Genomic DNA, 25,677 nt, shown 5'->3' with positions numbered 1-25,677 from the left:
CGGAGAACGGGACGGGCCCCGCAACCCTTCCGGATTGCGGGGCCCGTCCTGGTGACTGCGCGTCCCTGACGCGGCTGCCGGACCGAGCGCGGAGCTCAGACGGCGGCCGGGTCCTCCTCGGTGAGGAGGTTGCGGGTGCGGTTGGAGTCGACCGGAATGCCGGGGCCCATCGTGGTGCTGATGGCGGCCTTCTTGATGTAGCGGCCCTTCGCGGCGGACGGCTTCAGACGGAGGATCTCCTCCAGCGCGGCGCCGTAGTTCTCCACCAGCTTGTCGTCCTCGAAGGACGTCTTGCCGATGATGAAGTGCAGGTTCGAGTGCTTGTCGACGCGGAACTCGATCTTGCCGCCCTTAATCTCGGTCACGGCCTTGGCGGTGTCCGGGGTCACGGTGCCGGTCTTCGGGTTCGGCATCAGACCACGCGGGCCGAGGACGCGGCCGAGGCGGCCGACCTTGCCCATGAGGTCCGGGGTGGCGACGACGGCGTCGAAGTCCAGACGGCCCTTCGCCACCTCGTCGATCAGTTCGTCGGCGCCGACGATGTCGGCGCCCGCGGCACGCGCGGCCTCGGCACGGTCACCGGTCGCGAAGACCAGGACCCGGGCGGTCTTGCCGGTGCCGTGCGGGAGGTTCACGGTGCCACGGACCATCTGGTCGGCCTTGCGCGGGTCGACACCCAGGCGGAAGGCGACCTCGACGGTGCCGTCGAACTTGGTCGTGGAGGTCTCCTTGGCGAGACGGACGGCCTCGAGCGGGGCGTACAGCTTGTCCCGGTCGATCTTCTCGTCCGCAGCGCGAAGGGCCTTGCTGCGCTTGCTCACAACTTGCTCCTGTGGGTTCTGAAGGAGTCGTGGTGTACGGGCCGAGCAGGCCCTGCCACGGTGGTTCTACGAAGGTGGGGTTCAGCCCTCGACCGTGATGCCCATGGAACGGGCGGTGCCGGCGATGATCTTCGACGCGGCGTCCAGGTCGTTGGCGTTCAGGTCGGGAAGCTTGGTCGTGGCGATCTCACGGACCTGCGCCTCGGTGATCTTGGCGACCTTGGTCTTGTGCGGCTCGCCAGAGCCCTTCTCGACACCGGCGGCCTTGAGGATCATCTTCGCGGCCGGCGGGGTCTTGGTCACGAAGGTGAAGGAGCGGTCCTCGTAGACCGTGATCTCCACCGGGATGACCCAGCCACGCTGCGACTCGGTCGCGGCGTTGTAGGCCTTGCAGAACTCCATGATGTTGACGCCGTGCTGACCCAGCGCCGGGCCGACCGGCGGGGCCGGGTTCGCCGCACCGGCGTTGATCTGGAGCTTGATGAGCCCCGTGACCTTCTTCTTCTTGGGAGGCATAGCTCTCCGGGTCCTTTCCATTCGGGTCCTGCCCGCGCCCGGGGACCACCCGGACACAGGCATACCGCACAACGATAACGGGTATAGATGCGCGGCCAAAAACCGAGCAGGTCAGGCGCTCGCCTGACCTGCTCGGAAGCGTGACGTCCAGAAGGGAATGGTTCTCCTGGATCTTCCAGAAGGAACTAGTTCTTCTGGATCTGGTCGAACGAGAGCTCGACGGGCGTCTCGCGCCCGAAGATCTCGACGAGGCCCTTGACCTTCTTCGAGTCCGGGTTGATCTCGTTGATCGTGGCCTGGAGCGTGGCGAACGGACCGTCGGTCACGGTCACCGAGTCGCCGACCTCGAAGTCCAGCACCTGGACCTCGACCTTGCGCTGCGGAGCCGGCTTGCCCTCGGCCTCCGCCGCCTCGCGCGCCGCCTTCTCCTCGGCCTCCGGCGCGAGCATCTTGACGATCTCGTCCAGGGTCAGCGGGTAGGGGTCGTAGGCGTTGCCGACGAAGCCGGTGACACCTGGGGTGTTGCGGACGACACCCCAGGACTCGTTGGTCAGGTCCATGCGGACGAGCACGTAACCGGGCAGCTTGTTCTGCTTGATGGTCTTGCGGTCGCCGTTCTTGATCTGGACGACCTCTTCCTGCGGCACCTCGGCCTGGAAGATGTAGTCCTCGACGTTCAGCGAGACGGCGCGCTGCTCCAGGTTGGTCTTCACGCGGTTCTCGTAGCCGGCGTAGGTGTGGATGACGTACCACTCGCCCGGCAGCAGGCGCAGCTCGTCGCGAAGGGCCTGGACGGGGTCGACCGGCTCGGCCGGCTCTTCCTCGACGGCCTCGTCGCCCTCTTCGGCTTCGTCCCCGGCGGCCTCGTCGGTCGCCGCCGACTCCTCCGCGTCGTCCTCCCCGTCCTCGTCCTCTTCCTCGACGTGGACCGCGGTCTCCTCGGCCGGCTCCCCCAGTTCGGCCTCTGCAGCCTCGAACTCGTCCTGCTCGTCCGCGCCCTCGACGATGTCGAGCTCGTCGTCGACCGTCTCGGCCGCCTGCCCACGGGGCTCGATGGCGTCGTCGTTCAGGTTCGGGTCAGACACGATGGCTGCTTCTTCCTGGATACATAGGGGTGGAACATGCGAAAAGGGGCGCCGGTACCACGGCGCCCTTCGCTCTGTGCTCAGCCGAAGACGTACTTGGCGGCGTGGTTGAGTCCATAGTCAATCACGGTCACCAGGGCGATCATGATGGCTACGAAGAAGATCACCACGGTGGTGTACGACGTCAGCTGGTTGCGAGTCGGCCAGACGACCTTGCGGAGTTCCGCGATGATCTGGCGGTAGAAGGTGGCGAGGCGCTTCAGCGGGCCCTTCTTGGCGCGCTTACCGCCCTTGCGGGCCTTCTTGGACTCAGGCACCTCATCGGCGTCAGGCGTGTCGATGGAGCCCACGGCGTCCGTCATTCGTCCTCACCTGATCCCGGGTCGTGGCCGTGCCGCGCCCGGTTCCTGAGCCGCACGGCGGTGCAATGCTTGTACGTACATGCGCACACATCCTGGCGGTGTGTGTAGCAGGGCCGGAGGGACTTGAACCCCCAACCGCCGGTTTTGGAGACCGGTGCTCTACCAATTGAGCTACGACCCTTTGCTGTGTCCCCCAACGTACCGCATCCGGCCGAGTGCTCGGAGTGCACCCGCTCGGTCGCGCCTGCTGAAGGCCAACGAGGAGTGAGTGTACGTGGTCCGCGGCGCCGCGTCGAACAGAAAGCGGCAGTCCGGGGCGACCGTACGGAAGATCGTCCTGGCCGGGGCCCGGATTCGGACGCCCGTTCACGGTCCGGCCCGTGGTTGTTCAGTCTGTGAAACCGGCGTGCCACGCAGGTTTCCGGTCTGAAACGATGGGCCTCATGAGCGCTGCAACCCCTCCCACCGAGCGCCGGGTCTCCGCCCGAGTCGGCGCGATCTCCGAGTCCGCCACCCTCGCCGTGGACGCCAAGGCCAAGGCCCTCAAGGCCGCCGGGCGTCCGGTGATCGGCTTCGGCGCCGGTGAGCCCGACTTCCCGACCCCGGACTACATCGTCGACGCCGCGATCGAGGCCTGCAAGAACCCGAAGTACCACCGGTACACGCCGGCCGGCGGTCTGCCCGAGCTGAAGGCCGCGATCGCCGCGAAGACGCTGCGCGACTCCGGCTACGAGGTGGACGCGAGCCAGGTCCTCGTCACCAACGGCGGCAAGCAGGCGATCTACGAGGCCTTCGCCGCGATCCTCGACCCGGGCGACGAGGTCATCGTCCCCGCCCCCTACTGGACGACGTACCCGGAGTCGATCCGTCTCGCGGGCGGTGTCCCGGTGGACGTGGTCGCCGACGAGACGACCGGCTACCGCGTCTCCGTGGAGCAGCTGGAGGCGGCGCGCACGGAGAAGACCAAGGTCCTGCTCTTCGTCTCCCCGTCGAACCCGACCGGCGCCGTCTACAGCGAGGCCGAGACCGAGGCGATCGGCCGCTGGGCCGCCGAGCACGGCCTGTGGGTGCTGACCGACGAGATCTACGAGCACCTCGTCTACGGCGACGCGAAGTTCACCTCGCTGCCGGCGATCCTGCCCGAGCTGCGCGACAAGTGCATCGTCGTCAACGGTGTCGCCAAGACCTACGCGATGACGGGCTGGCGGGTGGGCTGGGTCATCGGCCCCAAGGACGTCGTCAAGGCCGCCACGAACCTCCAGTCGCACGCCACCTCGAACGTCTCCAACGTGGCGCAGGCCGCGGCCCTGGCCGCCGTCTCCGGCGACCTGGCGGCCGTGGCGAAGATGCGCGAGGCCTTCGACCGGCGCCGCAGGACCATCGTGCGGATGCTCAACGAGATCGACGGCGTGGTCTGCCCGGAGCCCGAGGGCGCCTTCTACGCGTACCCGTCGGTCAAGGCCCTGCTCGGCAAGGAGATCCGCGGCAGGCGCCCGGCCTCCTCGGTGGAGCTTGCCGAACTGATCCTGGAGGAGGCCGAGGTCGCGGTCGTTCCCGGCGAGGCCTTCGGCACTCCCGGCTACCTGCGGCTGTCGTACGCGCTCGGCGACGAGGACCTCGCCGAGGGCGTGAGCCGCCTGCAGAAGCTGCTGGCCGAGGCGCAGGACTGACGCGGGACCCTTGTCCTCTGCGTGCCGCACGCGCGCGGGCGGGCCGTTTCCCTGCGGGGAGACGGCCCGTTCGCGTGTGCGAGCAAGGCCACCAAAGGTGAATCCGCTTCCGGTACGGCCGCCACGTGCGGCAGGATCCTGGGATGGAGCACGTACGTGATGTCACTGAGCTGCCGAAGGCTCATCTGCATCTGCACTTCACCGGTTCGATGCGGCCGGCGACCGTCCTGGAACTCGCCGACAAGTACGGTGTACGCCTCCCCGAGGCGCTGACCGACGCCCTGACCAGCGGCGAACCGCCCAGACTCCGGGCCACCGACGAACGCGGCTGGTTCCGCTTCCAGCGGCTCTACGACGCCGCGCGCTCCTGCCTGAGAGAGCCCGAGGACATCCGGCGACTGGTCAGGGAGGCCGCCGAGGAGGACGTCAGGGACGGCTCGGGCTGGCTGGAGATCCAGGTGGACCCGACGTCGTACGCCCCGCGTCTGGGCGGGCTGATCCCGGCGCTGGAGATCATCCTGGACGCGGTGGAGACGACGTCCCGGGAGACGGGCCTCGGGATGCGTGTCCTGGTGGCGGCGAACCGCATGAAGCACCCGTTGGACGCGCGCACGCTCGCGCGGCTGGCGGTGCGGTACGCCGACCGGGGCGTGGTCGGCTTCGGGCTCTCCAACGACGAGCGTCGGGGCATGGCGCGGGACTTCGACCGGGCCTTCCACATCGCGCGCGAGGGCGGGCTGCTGGCGGCCCCGCACGGCGGCGAGCTGACCGGGCCGGCGTCGGTGCGGGACTGCCTGGACGACCTGCACGCCTCCCGGATCGGGCACGGCGTAAGGGCGGCGGAGGATCCGAGGCTGCTCAAACGCCTGGCGGACCGGGGCATCACCTGCGAGGTGTGCCCGGCCTCCAACGTGGCTCTCGGCGTCTACGAGAAGCCCGAGGACGTCCCGCTGCGCACCCTCTTCGAGGCCGGCGTCCCGATGGCGCTGGGCGCCGACGACCCCCTCCTGTTCGGCTCCCGCCTGGCCGCCCAGTACGACATCGCGCGCGTGCACCACGGCTTCTCGGACGCCGAACTGGCGGAGCTGGCCCGGCAGTCGGTACGGGGTTCGGCCGCGCCGCATGACCTACAGGCGAGGCTCCTGACGGGCATCGACGACTGGCTCACGGCACCGGCGGCCTGATCCGGGAGCCGGTCACCTGCCCAGGCCCCGATCGGATCCCGCGCCCCCGGTCGGAGCCCTCGTGAGGGTCTTCGTCAGGGCTCTCGTCGGGGCCTTGGGCAGTCGGGCGTGCGGGGCACCTTCGGCGGGCGCCCGGCGGCAGCGCCGGGTGGCGTGCCGCGCGGGTGGACCTACAGGGTCACGCCCACGGTCACCGGCTCGTTGACGAGCGTCACGCCGAACGCCTTGTGGACGCCGGCGACGACCTCCCGGGCCAGCTCCAGCAGGTCCTCGGTCGTGGCCCCGCCCCGGTTGGTCAGCGCCAGCGTGTGCTTGGTGGAGATCCGGGCCGGCCCGGTCCCGTACCCCTTGCCGAACCCGGCCTTGTCGATCAGCCAGGCCGCCGAGGTCTTGGTGCGCCCCTGCCCCGCCGGGTAGGCGGGCGGCTCGGCACCGTCCCCGAGCCGTTCGCGCACGCGCGCGTGGAAGTCGGCGAGCTGCTCGTCCGTGAGGATCGGGTTGGTGAAGAAGGACCCCGCCGACCAGGTGTCGTGGTCCTCGGGGTCGAGCACCATGCCCTTGCCGGCGCGCAGGGCGAGCACCGCCTCGCGCGCGTGGGCCAGCGGCGCCCGGTCCCCCTGCTGCACTCCGAGCGCCCGCGCGGCCTCGGCGTACCGCACCGGCGCGGACAGCCCGCCCGCGTCCTCCAGCCCGAAGCGCACGCGCAGCACCACGTACCGCACGGGGTCGGCCTTGAACCGGCTGTGCCGGTACGAGAACGCGCACTCGTCGTTCGTCAGCGTCACCGTCCGGCCGGCCCGCCGGTCGTAGGCGACGACCTCGGTGATGGTGGAGGAGACCTCCTGGCCGTAGGCCCCGACGTTCTGGATCGGGGTGGCGCCCGCCGACCCGGGGATCCCGGCGAGGCACTCGATGCCCGCGAGACCGGCCTCGACGGTGCGGGCGACCGCGTCGCTCCACACCTCGCCTGCGGCCAGCTCCAGCGCCGTACCGCGCGCTTCGAAGCCGGTGGTGGCGATGCGCAGGGCCGTGCCGTCGAAGCCCTTGTCGCCGATGACCAGGTTCGAGCCGCCGCCGATGACCAGCAGCGGGGTCCCGCTGTCGTCGGCCTCGCGGACGGCGTCGATCACCTCGGCGTCGGTGGTCGCGGTGACCAGCCGGGTGGCGGGGCCGCCGAGCCGGAAGGTGGTGAGGGGGGCGAGGGGAGCGTCGTGGAGTTCCTGCACGCGCCCAAGACTACGAGACGTCACCGGCACCCCCTCCGTCCCGACGGCGCACGCGCGCGTGGGGCCCCGCCCCGGGCGGACGGGGCCCCACGCGCGCGTGCCGTCAGCCGCCGACGCTCTCCAGGGCCGGGACCGGCTCCCCCGCGGTCACCGTGCGCGCGGCACGCCGGCCGGGGATGGCCAGGGCGGCCAGCCCGGCGAGGGCGACCACGGCCGAGCCGGTGACCAGGGCGGGCCGCAGCCCGTCCACGAAGCTCTGGGCGCTCTCGTAGCCGCCCTGGGCGGCGAAGATGGACGACATGACGGCGATGCCGAGCGCGCCGCCGACCTCGCGCAGCGCGTTGTTGGCGCCGGAGGCGATGCCCTGTTCCTGCGGGCGCACAGCGGACATCACGAGGTTGGCGGCGGGTGCGAAGTACAGCGCCATGCCGATGCCGCTGATGATGAGACCGGGCAGCTGGACACCGTAGGAGGCGTGCGCGGTGACCACGGAGGCCATGTAGCCGAGCCCGGCGGCCTGCAGGAAGAGTCCGGCGGCGGCGACCGGGCGCCCGCCTATGCGGTCGGAGAGGATCCCGGCGATCGGTGCGACGAGCATCGGCATGCCGGTCCAGGGCAGCATCCTGAGGCCCGCCTCGGTGGGCGAGTAGCCGAGGACGCCCTGCATGTACTGGCTCAGCAGGAAGATCGAGCCGAACATCCCGAGGAACATCAGCAGGCTGGCCGCGTTGATCCCGGAGAAGGCGCGGGAGCGGAAGAGCCGCATCGGCAGCATGGGGTTCCTGGCCCGGCTGCCGTGGATGACGAACCCGACGAGCAGGGCGCCGCCCGCGAAGAGTCCGGTGAGCACGAGGGAGCTGGTCCAGCCGTCGGCGGGGCCGCGCACCAGGCCGTAGACGATCCCGAACAGTCCGCCGCTGGCGAGCAGGGTGCCGGGGAAGTCGAGGGGCGCGCCGGTGCCGTGGGACTCGGCGAGCCGGAGCCGGGCGAGCGGCAGCAGGGCGAGGCCCAGCGGGACGTTCAGCCAGAAGATCCAGTGCCAGGACACGTGTTCGGTGAGGCTGCCGCCGATGAGCGGCCCGGAGGCGACCGCGAGCCCGTTGACCGCGCCCCAGATGCCGTACGCCATCCCGCGCCTCGCCTCCGGTACGGCCGCGGTGAGCAGGGTGAGCGTCAGCGGCATCATCACGGCGGCGCCGACGCCCTGTACCGCGCGGGCGGCGATCAGGGAGTCGATCCCGGGTGCCATGGCCGCGGCGGCGGAGGCGGCGGTGAAGACGGTGAGGCCGGCGAGGAAGAGCCGGCGGCGGCCGAAGCGGTCACCCAGGGCGGCGCCGAACATCAGCAGGACGGCGAAGGTGAGCGTGTAGGCGCTCACGGTCCATTCGAGGTCGTCCAGCGCGCCGCCCAGGTCCTTGCGGATGGAGGGCAGTGCGGTGGTGACGACGAGGTTGTCGAGGGCCGCCATGAATCCGGCGACGCTGGTGATGACGAGCGCCCACGCGGCGCCCCCCTGACGTGCTGTCCGCTGTGCGGTCTCTTGTGACATCGCTCCCCCAGAGCGTGTTCCGTGATCGTTGATTAGTTATCGGTCACTAATTTTGCGAGGCATGAAAAGCCACTCCGGCCCCGGAACGTCCGTGCGACCGTGCGGCCGATTCGGTGGTATTGCGGTGCGGGTCCGAGCGGTGGAGCGCCTCTCATCCGCCGCCGCAGTTCTCCAGCCGCCCGGTGGTACCGGCGTCCTCGTACATCCCCTGCCAGACGCGGTGTTCGGGCGGGAAGCCCATGGCCGCGTAGGTGTTGATGAGCATCCCCTTGGCCAGGAACGTGGTGGTGCGGTCGACGTCCGCGCCCGAGAGCAGATGGACGGTGTCCCACAGCCTCCCCCAGCCGCCCCGCACGAGTTCGGCGAACTCGTGCTCACCCTCCGCCTCGGCGGCCGCCACGGTGATGTACGTCTGCATCTGCATCCGGAGCAGCTCCGGCCGCTCCTGGATGACCTGGACGTACGCGTCACCCATGGCATGCAGGGCATCCTCGCCCCGCAACCCCTCGGCCACCTTCTCGAAGAGCTCACGCATCTCGTCGATGCAGCGCTGCGCGGCGGCGGCGAAGATCGCCTTCTTGCCCGGGAAGAGCCGGAAGAGGTACGGCTGCGACACCCCGACCCGCTTGGCGATCGCCTCGGTGGAGGTGCCGTAGTAGCCCCTCTGTGAGAACTCGTCGATCGCCGCGCGGACGACGCTCTCGCGCCGCTCCTCGGCACTCATCCTGACCATGCGAGCAAGTTAGTACTCAATCACTAACCAAGTCAAGGGGCGGTCCGGAACGCAGCCCCGCCCTCTCCCGTTCCACAGGTAGGGGGCCACACGCACGTAAGGGGCGCCCCGCAGTGGAGGGCGCCCCTTACCGGGTCGTAGGGCTCATCGGGCTGGACGGCCCGGCGGGCCGGATGACCCGGCGGACCGTAAGGCTCACTCGGCTGTGATGCTCGCCTGGTCGTGATGCTCGCCTGGTCGTGATGCTCGCCTGGTCGTGATGCTCGCCTGGTCGTGAGCCTCTCCCGACCGGACGGCCGCGACCCACCGGAGTCAGACCGGTCGTCAGACAGGCCAACGAGGTCGGGCCGGCGGTCGACCGGATCCACCGGAGCCGGGCCGGTTCGCCGAACTGGCCAGCCGGAGCAGGAGCGGTCGCCGAACGGCCCGCCGGAGCCGGACCCGTGGCAGGACAGGCCTGCCGGAGCCGGACCAGTCGCCGAACGAACCCGGCGGAGCCAGAGCGCCGGAGCCGGACCAACCGCCGAACGGGCCCTCCGCCGAACGAACCCGCCGGAGCCGGACCGGTCGCGGGACCAGGCCCGTCCGCGTCAGGCCAGTCGCACGACCGCGCGTGACATGCCCAGCACCTTCTGGCCCGCGCTCGTCGCCGTCAGGTCGACCCGCACGGTGTTGTCGTCGAGCTTGGCGGCGACCTTGCCGCTGACCTCGATCAGAGCGCCCTGCTCGTCGTTCGGGACGACGACGGGCCGGGTGAAGCGGACGCCGTACTCGGCGACCGCGCCCGGGTCGCCGGTCCAGTCGGTGACCACGCGGATCGCCTCGGCCATGGTGAACATGCCGTGCGCGATGACGTCCGGCAGGCCCACCTCCTTGGCGAACTTCTCGTTCCAGTGGATGGGGTTGAAGTCCCCGGAGGCGCCCGCGTACCGCACCAGCGTGGCGCGGGTCACGGGGAAGGTCTGGGCGGGCAGTTCGGTGCCGACCTCGACGTCGTCGTACGCGATCTTCGCCGTCATCGGATTCCTCACGCCTCGCCTTCTTCTGTGTCCGCCGCCCGGGCCACCAGCTTGGTGAGGGCGCTGACCACGAGTTCGCCCGTCTCGTCGTGGACGTCGCCGCGGATGTCGATGACGTCGTTGCCCGCGAGGGACTTGATGGCCTCGATCGTCGAGACGACGGTCAGCCGGTCGCCGGCCCGCACCGGTCGCCGGTAGGCGAATTTCTGGTCGCCGTGCACCACACGGCTGTAGTCCAGGCCCAATTGCGGATCTTCGACGACCTGCCCGGCGGCCCGGAATGTGATCGAGAAGACGAAAGTCGGCGGGGCGATCACGTCGGAATGACCGAGCGCCTTGGCGGCTTCCGGGTCCGTGTACACGGGGTTGGTGTCGCCGACCGCCTCGGCGAACTCACGGATCTTCTCCCGGCCCACCTCGTAGGGCTCGGTGGGTGGGTAGGTCCGTCCCACGAAGGACTGGTCGAGCGCCATTGGCCCGGCACCTCCTGATGTCTGCTGTGATGCCCCACAAACTAGCGGGAAAGGCGACCGCAGAAACGCCGTGAGGCCGCCCCCGAACCGGGGACGGCCTCACGAACGAGCCTGTTGTTATCGCGTTTCGCGATGCGCGGTGTGCGCATTGCAACGCGGGCAGTGCTTCTTCATCTCAAGACGGTCCGGGTTGTTACGCCGGTTCTTCTTGGTGATGTAGTTCCGCTCCTTGCACTCCACGCAGGCCAGCGTGATCTTCGGGCGGACGTCGGTGGCAGCCACGTGAGTGCTCCTAAGACGAACGGATGGACTGATTCAACGCAAAAAGAGTAGCCGATCGAAGGACCGACCCCGCAATCGGCTACTGTCAGTAGCGGTGACCGGACTTGAACCGGTGACACAGCGATTATGAGCCGCTTGCTCTACCGACTGAGCTACACCGCTTTGATGAGATCAGTCCCGCCTCGCGACGGGACCTCTCACACCAGAGCCCCAAAACGGAATCGAACCGTTGACCTTCTCCTTACCATGGAGACGCTCTGCCGACTGAGCTATTGGGGCGAGCGATGAAGACATTACACGCTCGGCCGCCGTTCGCCCAAATCCGTTTCCCGCCGCTCCACCGGGCCCCTTCAACCCGGCTCACGGCAGCCCCGCAGGCCCCTTCCGGCGCCCCTCTCACGCGCGTGCCGAACCGTTCCCGACCAGCCCGACGACGCCGGTACGACTATTGCGCTCCTCCCCGCCACGCACGGTTCGCCACCCTAGGCTCGACTCACTCTGCGTGATCTTGAGTCCCCCGCCCGGACCGACGCCCGGACCGACCTACCTGGAGCGCGATGCCAGACAGTCAGCCGCAGCCGCCCTCGTCGTCGTCCAACTCCCCGGGCTCCTCAGGTCAGTCCGAGCCGGCTGGGCTCCTGCTGTGCGGGGCACGGCTCACCGACGGCCGCACCGTGGACGTACGGCTGGGCAGCGGGCGCATCGAGGCGGTCGGTACGGCCGGCAGCCTGACACCTGGTCCGGCCCGCACGGGCGGCGCGCGCGTGGACCTCAGCGGCTACCTCCTCCTCCCGGCCCCGGCCGAACCGCACGCCCACGGCGACACCGCGCTCTCCGCCGACCACGGCGGCCCCGTGCCGTACGACTCCGACGACGTCCAGCGGCGTGCCACCGAGGCCGCGCTGCTGCAACTCGGCCACGGCGCCACGGCGGTGCGCGCCCACGTGCACGTGGGCGACGTCCAGGGGCTGGCCGCCCTCGCAGCCGTCCTCCAGGCACGCCGGTCGCTGCGCGGGCTCGCCGAGCTGACGGCGGTCGCGATGCCGCGCGTGCTCACCGGAGTGGCCGGCGCCGAGGGACTGGCGCTGCTGCGGGACGCGGCGAAGATGGGTGCTTCAGTGCTGGGCGGCTGCCCCGACCTCGATCCAGACCCCACGGGGTACGCGGAGGCCGTCCTGGAGGTGGCCTCCGAGCACGGCTGTCCGGTCGATCTGCACACGGACGCCGTCGACCCGGCCCGCCTGGCACGGCTCGCGGCGATCGCGGGCGGCATGCGCCCCGGCGTGACCCTCGGCCCGTGCGCCGGGCTCGCGCGCCTGCCCGCCGAGGCGGCCACCCGGGTCGCGGACCAGCTCGCCGCGGCCGGCGTCACGGTGGTGTGCCTGCCCCAGGGCGGCTGCGGCTCCGTCGACCGCCGCGGCACGGCCCCCGTACGGCTGCTGCGCGCGGCCGGCGTGCGGGTCGCCGCCGGCAGCGGTGCCCTGCGCGACCTGTCGAACCCCGTCGGCCGCGGGGACCCCCTGGAGGCCGCCTACCTCCTGGCCTCCCGCCACGGCCTGCGCCCCGAGGACGCCTACGACACCGTGAGCACCTCCTCCCGTGCCGCCCTCGGCCTTCCCGAGGTGCGCGTCGAGGCCGGTTTCCCCGCCGAACTCCTCGCCGTACGCGGCGACCACCTGGCCGGCGCCCTCTCGCTCGCCTACAGCCGCATCGTGGTGCACAGGGGGCGCGTGGTGGCACGCACGAGTGCGGTCCGCGAGTACTGCAACTCGGCGGAGACGGCGGAACCGGGGTTGCCCCGGCAGGGACGGGGCGAGGTGTCCTGAGAAGGTACGGGGCCGGGGCGCGCCGGGCGAAAGGGCGCCGGGTGCGTCGGACGGGCTCCGCGGGATCGCCTCGAACCCGAAAGAGCGACTCTCCGGGTCGTCCTTCCCGGTACCCTCCGGGCGCTTCCCGGGCCCCTGCGTGGCCCTGCTTCGGCCCGTCACGGGTCCGCGGCGGCCGCGCGGGGGGCGCACGAAGCCGTGCGGCGGATGCGGCACCTCGGGCGTACGGTCGGAGACATGCGCATTGTCATCGCTGGTGGTCATGGTCAGATCGCGCTGCGGCTGGAGCGGTTGCTCTCCGCGCGTGGTGACGAGGTGGCGGGAATCATCCGGAACGCCGAGCAGAGCGGCGATCTTCGGGCCGCCGGTGCCGAACCGGTGCTGCTGGACCTGGAGTCGGCGTCGGCCGACGAGGTCGCGGCGCATCTGCGGGGAGCGGACGCGGTGGTGTTCGCGGCGGGCGCCGGCCCGGGCAGCGGCACGGCCCGCAAGGAAACGGTGGACAGGGGCGCGGCGGTGCTGTTCGTGGACGCGGCCGTGAGTTCGGGCGTCCGCCGGTTCGTGATGGTCTCGGCGATGCGTGCGGATCCTGCGCACCAGGGCGACGACGTCTTCGACGTGTACCTGCGGGCCAAGGGGGAGGCCGACGCGTACGTGGCCCGGCAGAGCGCCCTGGACTGGACGATCCTGCGCCCCGGCCTGCTGACGGACGAGCCGGGCACGGGCCTGGTGCGTCTGGAGGCGCACACGGGCCGGGGGCCGGTCACGCGCGACGACGTGGCCGCCGTGCTCGCGGAGTTGGTGGACACGTCGGCTACGGCCGGGCTGACCCTGGAGCTGATCGGTGGTTCGACACCGGTGACCGTGGCCGTGAAGTCGGTGGCCGGCAACTGAACGCCCTGACGCGCCGGACGCGCGCCGCTCAGAACAGCGGCAGCTGCCGGGGAAGTCCGGCACGGCGAAACCGTCGAGGGAGGGCTGGGCCGCGCCGAGTTGGGCCTGTTGACGGGAGCCGGAGCAGGAGACGAGGTCGCCGTTCTCCCGGGCGCCGGGCGGGTCGTGCCGCGCGAAGCGTCCCGCGACAACGGCGATTTCACGGCGGCACACCGGACAGGTTCTGCGTCGGGAGGACATGAGCCCAGTCTGCCCCGGGGATATGACACTCATCGGTGGACGTGCGGCGTCTCAGGAACCGGTGCCGACGGGCGAACGGCCGAGGAGGGATACGGGGTCACGGATCCCCGTCCCGGTCCCGAACCGGATGCCGGGGACCTCTCTGAGCGACGTCCGGCACGGATACCGCCGAGTGTGGGAGTGGCGCGACCCCGAGTGATCATGTTCACCCCTCGGTAGGCACCTGGAGGCAGCCGCTAAGGCCGGGGCACACACGTCCGCGTCCGGCCACACCGGAAATCGGGGCCGATCAACAAGAAACCCCCTCCGACCAGGCCAGTAACCTGTTCGGAGGGGGTTTTCCCCAGTGTGGCGGCGCCAGGATTCGAACCTGGGAAGGCGAAGCCGGCAGATTTACAGTGGGCTGGCCCTGTTCGCACTGAGCAGGTGTTCTTCTCGTTCCTGGCCGCGGTGGGGGATATCTGGGGGACCAGTGCCCCTGCCCTGAACGATGAAGGACAGCTCGTTCTGCCTCGTGCGCGGTCTGTCCGGCGTCACTCACGTCTCTACTCCGTTTGGGTGACGGGGGGAACTGATGCGGTGGGATGGTGGTCCCTCTACGTGTGCAAGCCCTGCGGGGTGTGATGCGACGGTGCGGGCCGTTGGCGCCGGGTCGCTCGGACGGGAGGACACCGGGGTATGGAGATTGAGCTGGCGGACGCGGTGGCAGCGTTGCGGGACGAGCTGCTGGAGGCCGCGGCGCGGGGCGCGGGGCAGAATTTCGCCTTCCAGGTAGGGCCGGTGGAGCTGGAGTTCGCGGTGGAGCTGCGGGCTGATGCGAAGGTGAAGGCCGGGTTCAAGGCCTGGGTGGTGTCCGCGGATGCGGAGGCCGGGGTGGCGCGGAGCCGGACACACCGGGTGAAGATCGCTCTGACTCCGAAGAAACCCGGGGGCGGGGACCTGCTCATTCATGGCAGTCCGGACCGGCAGCAGGGTCCGGGACGTGTCGAGGACAGGATCGAGGACTGACTTCGTCCTGGGCTTGGCCTTGGCACGGGGTGCATCGGGGTGGGGATGAATCGCGAACGTGTGGTGGCTGTCGACGGTGCCGGCGGTCAGGGTTCGGGCTATGTGATCAGTGACCGCCTGGTGCTGACCTCCGCTCACGTCGTCCCCGCGCCGGGTGAACGGGTGGAGTTCTTCCAGCCGGGCCGGTCGATGCGGTACGCGGCGACGGTGGTGTGGCGGGGCACGCCGGGTGGCCGGGACGATGCCGCCCTGCTCCTGGTGGACGATCCGGCCTGGCAACCGCTCCGGAACGCCGTGGTCCGGTGGGGCCGACTGGTCACCGGCCTGCCGGGGTCGGCGTGCCAGGCTGTGGGTGTACCGAACATGGTCCAGCGGTCCGGCAGGCCGGTGGAGTTGTGGCAGGCCACCGGCACGATCAATCCTGTCAGCGGCCGTGTCGACAACCGGCATGTCGTCACCCTCGGCGAGCACCCGCCCCGGTCCGCGGACGAGAGCCCGTGGGGCGGCCTGTCCGGCGCGGCCGTCTTCTGCGGGGACCTGCTCACCGGGGTGATCGCCGCCGACCTGGAAGGACTGGCCCACGCCGGCTTGCATGCCGTTCCCCTGTACGTGCTCCTTCACGACCAGAGCTTCCGCGACACACTGACCCTGCATGCCCCGGAGACGGGCACCGGGATGGAGCCGGCCGAGTGGCAGGGGCTGGCGGACCATACCGACATGCTCACCGCCGCCAATTCCCGAACGGTGTCGTCTCCCGCGGCACTGCTGAGGGCACGCCGGGCGGTCGTCCCCTTCCGCGGACGCGAGGACCTGCTCACCCGGCTGCACGCGTGGGCTGCCCTGCCGGGCTTCGGAGCGTGGCTGATCCACAGCCCCGGCGGGCAGGGCAAGACCCGCCTCGCCCACCACTTCGCCACCCTGCTCGCCGAGCAGAAGCCGTGGGCCGTCCTGTGGCTGCGCGCCGACACCACGGACGGGTCCCTGGACATGGTGGCCTCGGCGACGGTGCCCGCACTGATCGTCGTGGACTACGCCGAGACCCGCACCGGCCAGCTCACCGACCTCTGCGAAGTCCTGGCCCGGCACGGCATCGGCATGGGCGCCGGTACACCCGTGAAAGTGCTGTTGCTGGCACGCACCGCGGGTGACTGGTGGCAGACCCTGCAATCCAGGACACCGGCGGCCGAGGAACTGCTGGACGGCACCCCCGACACGCATCTGGGTGCCCTGGAGCCGGGTTCGGGGGACCGGTTGGACGGCTACCGGGAGGCGGCCGACAGCTTCGCCGCTCAACTCCCCTCCGTCCAGGGCTGGCACCACCACGACTGGCCGGCGCTGGCCCAACGGCTCACCCAGACCATCTCGGCAGCCGCGACCGAAAAGGAAGGCATGGGCACGGCGCTCACCCTGCACATGACCGCCCTGGCCGACCTACTCGACACAGCCCAACCACCTGATGCCGCAACGAATCCCACACCGGCTGCGGCTGTGGAAGACCGACTGCTGCGCCACGAACGGCGCTACTGGGAAAACTCCGCCCGCGCCCGCTCCCTGCATCCCGCGCTCACCATGGACACCCTCACGGATGCTCTGGCTGCCGCATTCCTGCTCGGAGCGCCCGACCGGCGACAAGCCGACAGACTGCTCGCCAAGGTTCCCGGACTGTCCGATCAGACCGAGGACCGCCGCAACAGCGTGCACCACTGGATCACCGCGCTCTACCCCCCGGCCGCCGAAGCCGTGTGGGACAGTCTCCGGCCGGACCGACTCGCCGAACGCTTCACCGGCCGCCACCTGCTGGCCCACCCCGACCTGCCCGACCGCCTCCTGCCCGACGCCACCGAAGCCCAGGCCCAACAGTTGCTGACCGTGGCCACACGGGCCGCAAACCACCCACCCCTGCGCAACTCACTCGCCCCCCTGCTCACCGACCTGTGCCTTCGCTACCCCGACACTCTGTTGCCGGCAGCAATCGAGGTCGCCACCCAGACCGAAACCCCCACACCCCTCCTGCACGCCCTGACCCAGATCACCGATGCCCCCGACACCACCCTCGACACCCTGCGACAACTCTCCGACCGGCTCCCGCACACGAGCCACAACCTCGCCGAGACAGCCGCCCACATCACCCAGCAACTCGCGGACCATCACCGCGCCCTGGCCGCAGCACACCCCGACGCCTTCCTCCCCCACCTCGCCATGAGCCTGAACAACCTCTCCATCCGGCTGCGAGCGCTGGGCCGACGCGAAGACGCGCTGACCGCCAGCGAGGAAGCCGCCACCACCTACCGCGAACTGGCCGCAGCCCGCCCCGACACCTTCCTCCCCCACCTCGCCACCAGCCTGAACAACCTCTCGGTCCGGCTGGGAGACCTGGGCCGACGTGAAGAGGCGCTGACCGCCATCGAGGAAGCCGCCACCATCCGCCGGGAACTGGCCGCAGCCCGCCCCGACGCCTTCCTCCCCGACCTCGCCATGAGCCTGAACAACCTCTCCGCCGATCTGGGAGACCTGGGTCAGCGTGAAGAGGCGCTGACCGCCATCGAGGAAGCCGCCACCATCCGCCGGGAACTGGCCGCAGCCCGCCCCGACGCCTTCCTCCCCGACCTCGCCTTGAGCCTGAACAACCTCTCCGTCCGGCTGGGAGACCTGGGCAGGCGTGAACAGGCGCTGACCGCCAGCGAGGAAGCCGCCACCATCCGCCGGGAACTGGCCGCAGCCCGCCCCGACGCCTTCCTCCCCGACCTCGCCATGAGCCTGAACAACCTCTCCGCCAATCTGGGAGCGCTGGGCCGACGCGAAGAGGCGCTCACCGCCAGCGAGGAAGCCGCCACCATCTACCGCAAGCTGGCCGCAGCACGCCCCGACGCCTTCCTCCCCGACCTCGCCATGAGCCTGAACAACCTCTCCGCCGATCTGGGAGACCTGGGTCAGCGTGAAGAGGCGCTCACCGCCAGCGAGGAAGCCGCCACCACCTACCGCAAGCTGGCCGCAGCACGCCCCGACACCTTCCTCCCCGACCTCGCCATGAGCCTGAACAACCTCTCCGTCCGGCTGGGAGACCTGGGCCGACGCGAAGACGCGCTGACCGCCAGCGAGGAAGCCGCCACCATCTACCGCAAGCTGGCCGCAGCCCGCCCCGACACCTTCCTCCCCCACCTCGCCGGCAGCCTGAACAACCTCTCCTCCGATCTGAGAGACCTGGGCCGACGCGAAGAGGCGCTGACCGCCATGGAGGAAGCCGCCACCATCCGCCGGGAACTGGCCGCAGCCCGCCCCGACACCTTCCTCCCCGACCTCGCCGGCAGCCTGAGCAACCTCTCCATCCAACTGGGAGAGCTGGACCGACGCGAAGACGCGCTCACCGCCAGCGAGGAAGCCGCCACCACCTACCGCGAACTAGCCGCAGCCCGCCCCGACACCTTCCTCCCCCACCTCGCCGGCAGCCTGAACAACCTCTCCATCCAACTGGGAGAGCTGGACCGACGCGAAGACGCGCTCACCGCCAGCGAGGAAGCCGCCACCACCTACCGCAAGCTGGCCGCAGCCCGCCCCGACACCTTCCTCCCCGACCTCGCCATGAGCCTGAACAACCTCTCCGCCAATCTGGGAGCGCTGGGCCGACGCGAAGAGGCGCTCACCGCCATCGAGGAAGCCGCCACCACCTACCGCAAGCTGGCCGCAGCCCGCCCCGACACCTTCCTCCCCCACCTCGCCACCAGCCTGAACAACCTCGCCGTCCGGCTGGGAGACCTGGGCCGACGCGAAGAGGCGCTCACCGCCGTCGAAGGAGCCATCACCATCCGCCGGGAACTGGCCGCAGCCCGCCCTGCTGTCCATCAGACCGCCCTCGAACAGTCCCTGCGAGTTGTGTCCTGGCTACAGGACGGCCATCAATAAGAGGTCGCCTACGAATCGGCCTCGGCTGCCCAGGCCCGCGACGCCGTACGCAGTCCCAGCGCAACAGAGCATATGTGGCCGCACTCGGATCACAACGGTTTTCAAGACCGCTCAAGGGAGCCAGAGAATCCCCTGATCAGGGCCATTCTGGTCCTACTAGCTGTTCTGTCCGGCCCACACATGGCCCATAGGCCCAGTATTGGCGGTCGCGGCCAACAGCGAATGATCACACTCCGTAGTCCCCACTCACCTGGAGCGACGGGCACCCACGAGCACCCCGACCAGCCCCAATGCAACGCTCAGAGGTGCCGCCGACGCTGGCACCATCGCAACGAAACCGCACGTGGCTGCCGCGAGAGAGGCGATGCCAACACGACACCTCACCCGAGCCCATCGAGCTCCTCTCGATTGAGGCGACGGCTCCTGTTCGCCTACGTTCTTCTGAAGCACCTTTGCCCTCCACTGGTTTGGGTGCGGCGGTCTCCCCGATGCCCCGGGGAGACCGCCATCTGCTCGCCCGGCCTTCAACCTCAAGGCCCGCGCGGCGTGGTCCACACCTTGACCTGCGGAAGCACGGTTTGCCCAACTCTGCGGACAGACCCTTTGGCCCGCATGTAGTTTCTAGTCCGTACGGCTCAGTCAGCAGGTCAGAGCGCCGTTCGCGTGCGGCCAAAGGGTCGCAATAGGTGGGGTGTTGATGGCACGCGTCCAGGATCGGTACGCAGCTCGGCTTCAGCAGATCGAAGGTCTTTCTGCGCAGATCGAGATGGCAACAAGCCACATCCGCTCCCTGCGCAGCAAACTCCGCTTCTCCGTGCGGAGTGAATTTTTTCGCTCAGGCCTAGGAAATCCGCCGATTTCTAGGTTGAGCGCGCCGCGAGGTGTCAATATTCAACTCTTTTTACTCCTGCTAATGGAGGCCCAAAGCAGAGCGCAAGGAGGCCGGCCTGCACCAAGCCCCATCCCTTTCATCGCGGGGCCTAACGACATCTCATGGACAAATATGATTGTGGCGCCAGCCAGAGAGAACCTAAACGCCGTTGTGCGAATATCCGAGCAAGGAAATCGCGCGCGCCAAGCGAGATCAGCTTTGAGGAGATTGGAACAGGAAGGGCTAGTGCTCCTCGATTCGGGTCACCGCCGCAGCACCCTGAAGGTTTCGCTACTCCATGAGTCCGGAATGAAAAATCAAGGCTCCCCCTACACCCCGTACATAATCCCCTCCCCGCTTGAAAGCGCTGTTCACCTCCCGCGAAGCTTTTACACCAGAGGCTGGGTGTATGCGCTAACACCATCAGAGATCCGCCTTTACATAGCATTGCGACACCTGAGCCAACGACTACCCGATAAGCACGCAAACGAAGGCGTATACTGTGCAGGTTTTGAGCGCGTCACTACCTATGCATTATCGCGAGATGTTTACGAGTCGCATCTCACTCTGACCAAATTTGGCTTGCTTCAAAATATGCACAACCCACTTAGGCATAAAGATGGGAAATACGTCCGCGCACAGGAGAAACTTGCGGCAGGAAAAGCGTTGCCCGCCCATAGATTCAAAGTATGCCCCGACGAGGCACTATTCGATTCTGCTTTTCATAGAGTGCGGCGAGGCCTCAAAAGTCTTCTCCCATGAGCCTTGCCCATGGCCCACCGCTTCTCAAAACAGACTGTTCGGGGCCTGGCTCTTGGCACATTTCTCAGTCGGGAAGCTCGGCCAGAAGCCGACCAGCCAAGAGGTCTGCGACGAACAACTCAAGACTGGCGGCGAGAAGCCCTACCTCCCGGTGGCCGGGACGCGGCACATGTCCGTGGGTGAGCGCACTGCGCATCTCATAGCAACGGGTAAAGAAGGCGGCCGGCGGTCTGCCGTCGTACTTACGCGGCTCCAGAGTTCGGGCGAGTCGCCGCCCGGCTTGTCCGATGGACTCATCTAGTAGCCACTGGAGACTTCCCCGTAGCGAGCTGCGCTCAGCAGGGGTCAGGTCCGGATTAGCTTCCGTAGCTTCGATCATGGCGTTCACGTGCGCTTGAGCAGAATTCGAGCGGGGTTGCGGGTCGAGCATAGTCTCGATCGCCATGGTCAACATCAAGAGCCGTGAGTCTGCTGAGACCTGGAAGAAAGAGCCGCTGTAGAGATCGAAGGCCAACCTCTCGGTATCTGCTAGCGGGTCATGGAGTTGTGCAGCCTGAGCGAGCACTCGACGATTCCAGTCCTCCGAAGGGCGCTTGCAGCCCTCGGCGGCTGGCACGCTGACGAATCGAAGACCTGGCTGATCTTCGAAGACGGTGACGCCAGGAGCAGCACCGCGCACAGGATGCCCGAAAAGTTCACCTATCCATGCCTCTCCGGCCGTGGTCAGGATGCCTGACGGCTTTCGGTCGGCGAAGTCAGCAGCGAGATGGATTCGGGCGAAAGCTCGGCTAATGACATCCCGCCAGCGCTCACCCTCCTGCGCCGCCTCATCACCGGTGCCATAGCCCTGACCTCTAACCACGAGTTCGGCGGCGTCGCACAGGCGCTGGTCCTCCTTCTGGGAGGAATTCAGCCAAACCTGTACCTCGCCTTGCTCCTGGAGCAGGAACTGAGTCTCGGTCAGTCCGAGTCGCGCCTGACTCGGCATCGCGAAGGGGAGACGAAAGCAGTACACAGGCAAACCCCCTACAGCTACGGCGAACGCAAGGCAAGCCTAGTGTTCAGGCTCTCTGTAGTGCAGGGAGTTACGGGCAGGACGAGCAAGAGAGCAGGCCTGGCCGGGAGCCAGGCCACGCACGAGGAGGGTTCTTTGTGAGCCATCCCGGTCCTGACAAGAAGCCGGGACGACCACACCTCGTGCCGAAGCGTCAAACGTTCGACGCATCTTCGGGCCTGCACCCCTCACGGGGGCTGGAACACCGTCAGTCGTTTGACGCGCTAGTGACTCACAGCTCTTGCCGTCTCGAATCAAGAGCCTGTAGGCGGGAGGATTGCCGGCGGCGGTCGCCAAGGCTGATGACATCAGCCATTGCGCGGGGTGCTGGGTCTGCCGTTACGTCTGGGGCCAGTGACCGCATGAGCACTGGGTGAAGCCCCAAACCTTCGGAAGCTTGAAGTAGAGATGGCGGCTCGCCGTACTTGCGGCCCAACATGGCTCTCATCAACGTTGGCTGCTCCGCGTGGACCATGACAGGCTCGTTCGTCCTCCATCCACGTGCGCCAAGTTGCTTGTAGAGACTCTCCCGGCGGGCCTGGTCGATATGCCCGAGATCGTAAGCTCTATTGATTAGAGCTTGAATTGAGATACCCCAACGCTTTTTGAGCGCGGCGAACTCCCTCAACATCAACGGCCCCGTGAACGCCTCATTTGCCCGCTCCCGAGGTAGCAAGAAGGCTCCAGCGAATCGGTGAGCCTCACTCTCGGCATTCTTAGCGTCCAGCCCGTTACGACGTGCGGGGTGCAGTACAAGATGTCCCAATTCGTGCGCTGTTGTGAAGCGCTGCCTGTCGCCACTGCCCGCGGAAAAGTAGCTGATCATGGATGGCTCAGTCGTGCCACGCCAGCAAGAGGCGCCGGAATGCCCCACGACGATGTCTTCGCCGTGCCCCTGCGAGTCCACTAGCAGTAGGGGGACCACAGGGAGCCCGGCACGCTCACAGGCTCGGATGACGTGCCCAATCACGCCATCCGAGCCAATACCCAACGCGGCGCGGGTCTGCGCGGCGAGGTCCTCGATGTCATCGGATGTAATATCGCCCTCCGCTCGCGGGAGTGCGGTCCGACGCACCCTGGTTTCGGCCATGAGGCGCACCGAGACCCGGTACGCCTCCCTGACCGTCGCCTCCACTCTGGCTACCTCCTTGGCTGACGCGCTGGCCTTCTTCCGGAACATCAGCGTGTCGGCAGGGAGGTCAGCAGGGTCGACCTCGAAGAACGACATCGGCGTGCCGGTCGCCTCGGCGATGCGCACAAGCACGTCGTCGGTAACGAGTTTGATGCCCTTCTGGATCTGCGAGATCAGCGGCTGTGACACACCAGCAGCTTGCGCGAGCTCACCCTGAGTGAGCCCCATCAGGAGCCTCAGGGTTCGAATGCGCTCAGCTGGATCCCGTGCCACTTCCTTCACCCTCTTCACGCTGATCTTCTTCGAACTCGAAGGGCAGGACTAGGCCCTTGTCGTCGGGGATGAACTCCCAACCGGTGAACGACTCAGTGTTCCTAGGGAGCTCGAAGTCGAGGTCGAACTTCGGAGCGCGTCCCGGCTTCCACTCACCGATTGGACGAACGATACGCACCGAGATCTCGCCGCCCTCAGCGGGAGGGGACAGCCACACAGCGAGGAGGTTGCTGGCCTCCACCCCGAATAGGTCGACTGTTCGATTGTAGTAGTAGCTGATCCGCGCCTTGTTCCGGCCAGGGGCCGGAACAAGGTCGAACGGCGTCGCATGCAGGAGCCGCAGAGTCATCATCCCGTTGCGCAGGTGCAGGCGCCCACTGGAGTTCTTGATCGGCTCCCAACCGCCGAGGTCGAGGAACTCCCCCCGCCGATGCTCGATGAAGCGACGCGCATGGTCTCGGGCCAGGTCGGTGCGCCCCTTGGTGTAGCCCTCGCCGATCATGCCGGCGTCGTCGTAGTGGGCGTGAGCGGCGGTGTAGCCGTGATCGAGCGCTTCGTAGAGAGGGTCCGCCAGACCCTCAGTGGCCGCAGTGACGAAGGCAGCATCCTCAGGTGTGAGCATGGCGGTTATTTTATAACCGCCCAGCGCACTCCATCAATGATCAGGGCATGTGCGTCTTCCTTCATCCGAACGAGTTGCAGGCCTAGTTGGGTGGAGGTCGCTGCTGCGGGCGTACCGGTCGACTCCTGGCAACCGGTACGCCAAACCGGTGCTTCAGGCAGGAACCCAGCCGGTAGCGCGCTGAAAGAGGGCGCCTGACCTGCGGTGCGGCAGGTCTACGACGCGAACCAGGGTGAAGCCGGCGTTCGTGTAGTAGTCGTGCAGCCCCTCGTTGTCCTTCCACGCGTCCAGTCGCAGCCAGCGCCTCCCCTTGGATGCGGCGTGGCCCGCAGCCCAGTCGAGGAGCCTGCCTCCGACGCCGATCCCGGAGGCGTCGCGGCTGACTGCCATGCGGTGTACGTAGAGCGCCGACGTTGGATCGTCCTCCTGCGTCCAAAACTCCGGGTCCGCGAAGGCATCCACCTGAATGGTTGCGATCGGCCGCCCCTCCTCGAACGCAAGGAAGCACACTCCCTGCTTCAGCGCCTCCGTGATGCGGTCGCGATGCGGTGGGTACTGCCATTGATCAATCCCGCGCGAGGCGAGCCAAGCGGAGGCTCCCCGCAGCAACGCTTCGACAGAGCTGAGTTCATCGAGCTGGGCGGGGCGAATGAGCAGGTCTTTCATGCATCCTCGTCCGGTGTCTCGCGCTGGCGCTCATAAGAGATCACGTGGCGGTCTCCCGGGAGTACGGTCACAGCGACTCGGACGGGGCGACCCTCGGCTGTGAACCCTGTGAGGACGTGGACGCCGACCGGTGTTCCAGGGGTGAGATCCAGGCGGTGTACTTGCTCTGGCGTGGGCATCCGGACGTACAGCTCGTCCAGTGCCCGCTCCTGGCGGTACCCGAGTTCACCGAGCACCTCATTGGCGCCTCGGGCGATGTCTTCCGGGCGCATGATCTCTGAATCCCGCACGATCGAGAGCGGGAAGTAGCTGTCGTTCACGTTAAACGGCTCGCCGTCTAGGTAGCGCACTCGCTTGCGGACTGCGACGAGTTCGCCCGGCTCCAACTGAAGCCGCTTCGCCACATCCTCCGACGGCTCCACGATGGCCACTTGGATGTCCTGTCGCGGCTCGCGCCCCTCCGCGGAGTACTCAGTCATGAAGGCGTCCATCTCGCGCGAGTGAGGCCGCTTCCGGAACTCTGCCTGCGGACGGAACACCATCGGTCGGCGGCGCCGGACGAAATGCCCCTGCGGACGGGCGGAGATGACGAGGCCCTCGTTGACGAGCTGGGCGAGCGCCTTGCGCACCGTCTCTCGTGAGACGGCGTACTGATCGCGTAGCTCTGCCTCGGTAGGAAGCTTCGCGTCGGGCGCGAGTTCCCCGGACGTGATCTGCTCACGCAGGGCATCCGCAATCTGCTGATACATCGGGTTTCGCCCGAGACGAGTCACTGCCATGCCTCCCATGGAAGCCGCTTGACGAGCCCATTGTCTAGTCAATGTGGCCAATGCCCTTGCGGTCGGGCCACCGGTCTGCCAGCATCTGCGTTGTAGCCATTGTACGGACAATGGCTACAACATCTCGGGCATCCCTGTGCTTCCTCAGGGCTGCTCGTCGCTAAAGGGGCCCGGGACAGAGCGGGCCGAGGGACCCGGACCCCTGGTCAACCGGAGGGCTTAGACCGAAAGGTCGCGTCTCCATACGCCTGCCACGGGAGCTCGCGTTCCCGAAGGAGACAACTCGCATAACCACAGCTCCGCAGATCAAAGCGCTGCGGCCGGTTGCCTCCGCTGCTCGTCTCGTACGAGTAGCGCTGAGGGGAGCCGGATTTACCGACTTCAACGGCGTGCGGCCCCGGTGCGGGAACACCGGGGCCGCTGTTCGGGCCGTTCCTGTCTGAGAGGAACAAGACCCAATGGACCACATCGTTACTGTTCAGGACGCTGTTACCGCGTTCGAGCCGTGGATGGAACCCACGGCCGCTGAGCTGGACGCGATCGAGCTGGAGATGCCGCTGATCCTGGCGGACGTCGACCTGTTGGACGCGCAGATCATCACCCTGGACCGCACCCCGACCGAGCTGGACGCTCGCCGGATCCGGCGGGCCCGCCGCCGGGTGCTCGCCGAACGGCTGGCACTCGCCAACCGCACCGCCACGGCGAGCCTGCCCGGCGGCGCGGCATGAAC

At 68.3% G+C, this 25,677-nt stretch carries 22 protein-coding genes, 3 tRNA genes and 1 pseudogene; 7 read left to right on the top strand and 19 right to left on the bottom strand.

Annotation, left to right across the window (positions count from 1 at the left end; all coding sequences use genetic code 11):
- Window positions 1-95: 95 nt before the first annotated feature.
- From rplA to ACFY3I_RS27830, 5 genes are all read right to left on the bottom strand, one after another.
- Window positions 96-821: a 50S ribosomal protein L1 gene (rplA, locus tag ACFY3I_RS27850; RefSeq protein ID WP_365296349.1), complete on the bottom strand. Its 726-nt coding sequence runs from the start codon at window positions 819-821 to the stop codon at window positions 96-98.
- 81 nt (window positions 822-902) lie between these two features.
- Entirely contained in the window at window positions 903-1,337 is a 435-nt protein-coding gene (gene rplK, locus ACFY3I_RS27845) for a 50S ribosomal protein L11 (protein ID WP_005481290.1), read from the bottom strand.
- 185 nt (window positions 1,338-1,522) lie between these two features.
- Window positions 1,523-2,422, bottom strand: a complete 900-nt coding sequence (gene nusG, locus ACFY3I_RS27840; RefSeq protein WP_390863634.1) for a transcription termination/antitermination protein NusG — start codon at window positions 2,420-2,422, stop codon at window positions 1,523-1,525.
- Between the two features lie 80 nt (window positions 2,423-2,502).
- A complete protein-coding gene (secE, locus tag ACFY3I_RS27835; protein WP_365296345.1) occupies window positions 2,503-2,784 on the bottom strand; it encodes a preprotein translocase subunit SecE in 282 nt (93 codons plus the stop codon).
- Between the two features lie 108 nt (window positions 2,785-2,892).
- A tRNA-Trp gene (locus tag ACFY3I_RS27830) sits at window positions 2,893-2,965 on the bottom strand.
- Window positions 2,966-3,227: 262 nt separating this feature from the next.
- Here ACFY3I_RS27830 and ACFY3I_RS27825 point away from each other — a divergent pair.
- Window positions 3,228-4,454, top strand: a complete 1,227-nt coding sequence (locus ACFY3I_RS27825; RefSeq protein WP_390863632.1) for a pyridoxal phosphate-dependent aminotransferase — start codon at window positions 3,228-3,230, stop codon at window positions 4,452-4,454.
- Window positions 4,455-4,597: 143 nt separating this feature from the next.
- On the top strand, window positions 4,598-5,638 hold the full coding sequence (locus ACFY3I_RS27820; protein WP_390863630.1) for an adenosine deaminase: 1,041 nt from the start codon (window positions 4,598-4,600) through the stop codon (window positions 5,636-5,638).
- 170 nt (window positions 5,639-5,808) lie between these two features.
- Here the strand turns inward: ACFY3I_RS27820 and ACFY3I_RS27815 are convergent, their stop codons facing one another.
- The 8 genes from ACFY3I_RS27815 to ACFY3I_RS27780 form a co-directional block, all read right to left on the bottom strand.
- Complete coding sequence (locus ACFY3I_RS27815; protein WP_390863628.1) at window positions 5,809-6,864, bottom strand: UDP-N-acetylmuramate dehydrogenase; 1,056 nt, start codon at window positions 6,862-6,864, stop codon at window positions 5,809-5,811.
- Between the two features lie 103 nt (window positions 6,865-6,967).
- A complete protein-coding gene (locus ACFY3I_RS27810; protein ID WP_390863626.1) occupies window positions 6,968-8,413 on the bottom strand; it encodes a DHA2 family efflux MFS transporter permease subunit in 1,446 nt (481 codons plus the stop codon).
- A 151-nt stretch (window positions 8,414-8,564) separates the two neighbouring features.
- Window positions 8,565-9,146, bottom strand: coding sequence for a TetR/AcrR family transcriptional regulator (locus ACFY3I_RS27805; protein ID WP_390863625.1), 582 nt, complete (start codon window positions 9,144-9,146; stop codon window positions 8,565-8,567).
- A gap of 590 nt (window positions 9,147-9,736) precedes the next feature.
- Window positions 9,737-10,165 (bottom strand): MaoC family dehydratase, encoded by a 429-nt coding sequence (locus ACFY3I_RS27800; protein ID WP_390863623.1) that lies wholly within the window; start codon window positions 10,163-10,165, stop codon window positions 9,737-9,739.
- 8 nt (window positions 10,166-10,173) lie between these two features.
- Window positions 10,174-10,638: a MaoC family dehydratase N-terminal domain-containing protein gene (locus ACFY3I_RS27795; RefSeq protein WP_390863621.1), complete on the bottom strand. Its 465-nt coding sequence runs from the start codon at window positions 10,636-10,638 to the stop codon at window positions 10,174-10,176.
- A 117-nt stretch (window positions 10,639-10,755) separates the two neighbouring features.
- The gene (rpmG, locus tag ACFY3I_RS27790) at window positions 10,756-10,920 is read right to left on the bottom strand and encodes a 50S ribosomal protein L33 (protein WP_003948671.1); all 165 of its coding nucleotides are present in this window, start codon (window positions 10,918-10,920) and stop codon (window positions 10,756-10,758) included.
- A gap of 89 nt (window positions 10,921-11,009) precedes the next feature.
- Window positions 11,010-11,082: transfer RNA gene (locus ACFY3I_RS27785), tRNA-Met, on the bottom strand.
- Between the two features lie 44 nt (window positions 11,083-11,126).
- Window positions 11,127-11,199 (bottom strand) — tRNA-Thr (locus ACFY3I_RS27780).
- A 278-nt stretch (window positions 11,200-11,477) separates the two neighbouring features.
- Between ACFY3I_RS27780 and ACFY3I_RS27775 the strand changes: the two genes are divergently transcribed.
- Together ACFY3I_RS27775 and ACFY3I_RS27770 are read left to right on the top strand one after the other, a co-directional pair.
- Window positions 11,478-12,746: an amidohydrolase family protein gene (locus tag ACFY3I_RS27775; protein ID WP_390863619.1), complete on the top strand. Its 1,269-nt coding sequence runs from the start codon at window positions 11,478-11,480 to the stop codon at window positions 12,744-12,746.
- A 237-nt stretch (window positions 12,747-12,983) separates the two neighbouring features.
- Window positions 12,984-13,640 carry an SDR family oxidoreductase gene (locus ACFY3I_RS27770; RefSeq protein WP_365296331.1) on the top strand — a complete coding sequence of 219 codons (657 nt, stop codon included), beginning with the start codon at window positions 12,984-12,986 and terminating at the stop codon, window positions 13,638-13,640.
- 28 nt (window positions 13,641-13,668) lie between these two features.
- On the opposite strand, the pseudogene ACFY3I_RS27765 reads toward ACFY3I_RS27770, so the two are convergent.
- A pseudogene (locus ACFY3I_RS27765) lies at window positions 13,669-13,880 on the bottom strand (hypothetical protein).
- A gap of 678 nt (window positions 13,881-14,558) precedes the next feature.
- Here ACFY3I_RS27765 and ACFY3I_RS27760 point away from each other — a divergent pair.
- Window positions 14,559-14,888 carry a trypco2 family protein gene (locus ACFY3I_RS27760; RefSeq protein WP_390863617.1) on the top strand — a complete coding sequence of 110 codons (330 nt, stop codon included), beginning with the start codon at window positions 14,559-14,561 and terminating at the stop codon, window positions 14,886-14,888.
- Window positions 14,889-14,933: 45 nt separating this feature from the next.
- Window positions 14,934-18,788 carry a tetratricopeptide repeat protein gene (locus ACFY3I_RS27755; protein WP_390863616.1) on the top strand — a complete coding sequence of 1,285 codons (3,855 nt, stop codon included), beginning with the start codon at window positions 14,934-14,936 and terminating at the stop codon, window positions 18,786-18,788.
- A gap of 1,697 nt (window positions 18,789-20,485) precedes the next feature.
- On the opposite strand, the gene ACFY3I_RS27750 is transcribed toward ACFY3I_RS27755, so the two are convergent.
- The 5 genes from ACFY3I_RS27750 to ACFY3I_RS27730 all read right to left on the bottom strand — a co-directional run bounded on the left by ACFY3I_RS27750 (window position 20,486) and on the right by ACFY3I_RS27730 (window position 24,947).
- A complete protein-coding gene (locus ACFY3I_RS27750; RefSeq protein ID WP_390863614.1) occupies window positions 20,486-21,409 on the bottom strand; it encodes a hypothetical protein in 924 nt (307 codons plus the stop codon).
- Between the two features lie 298 nt (window positions 21,410-21,707).
- A complete protein-coding gene (locus ACFY3I_RS27745) occupies window positions 21,708-22,898 on the bottom strand; it encodes an XRE family transcriptional regulator (protein ID WP_351934295.1) in 1,191 nt (396 codons plus the stop codon).
- Complete coding sequence (locus ACFY3I_RS27740; protein ID WP_390863612.1) at window positions 22,861-23,502, bottom strand: hypothetical protein; 642 nt, start codon at window positions 23,500-23,502, stop codon at window positions 22,861-22,863. The genes ACFY3I_RS27745 and ACFY3I_RS27740 overlap by 38 nt, the downstream gene beginning before the upstream one ends.
- A 153-nt stretch (window positions 23,503-23,655) precedes the next feature.
- Entirely contained in the window at window positions 23,656-24,168 is a 513-nt protein-coding gene (locus ACFY3I_RS27735) for a GNAT family N-acetyltransferase (protein WP_390863610.1), read from the bottom strand.
- Complete coding sequence (locus ACFY3I_RS27730) at window positions 24,165-24,947, bottom strand: GntR family transcriptional regulator (protein ID WP_390863609.1); 783 nt, start codon at window positions 24,945-24,947, stop codon at window positions 24,165-24,167. The genes ACFY3I_RS27735 and ACFY3I_RS27730 overlap by 4 nt, the downstream gene beginning before the upstream one ends.
- A 458-nt stretch (window positions 24,948-25,405) precedes the next feature.
- Here ACFY3I_RS27730 and ACFY3I_RS27725 point away from each other — a divergent pair, with 458 nt between their 5' ends.
- On the top strand, window positions 25,406-25,675 hold the full coding sequence (locus ACFY3I_RS27725) for a DUF6284 family protein (RefSeq protein WP_390863607.1): 270 nt from the start codon (window positions 25,406-25,408) through the stop codon (window positions 25,673-25,675).
- Window positions 25,676-25,677 lie beyond the last annotated feature (2 nt).

Source organism: Streptomyces sp. NPDC001068 (genome assembly GCF_042897315.1).
Lineage (GTDB): Bacteria > Actinomycetota > Actinomycetes > Streptomycetales > Streptomycetaceae > Streptomyces.
This window is presented reverse-complemented; position numbering and strand designations above follow the sequence as displayed.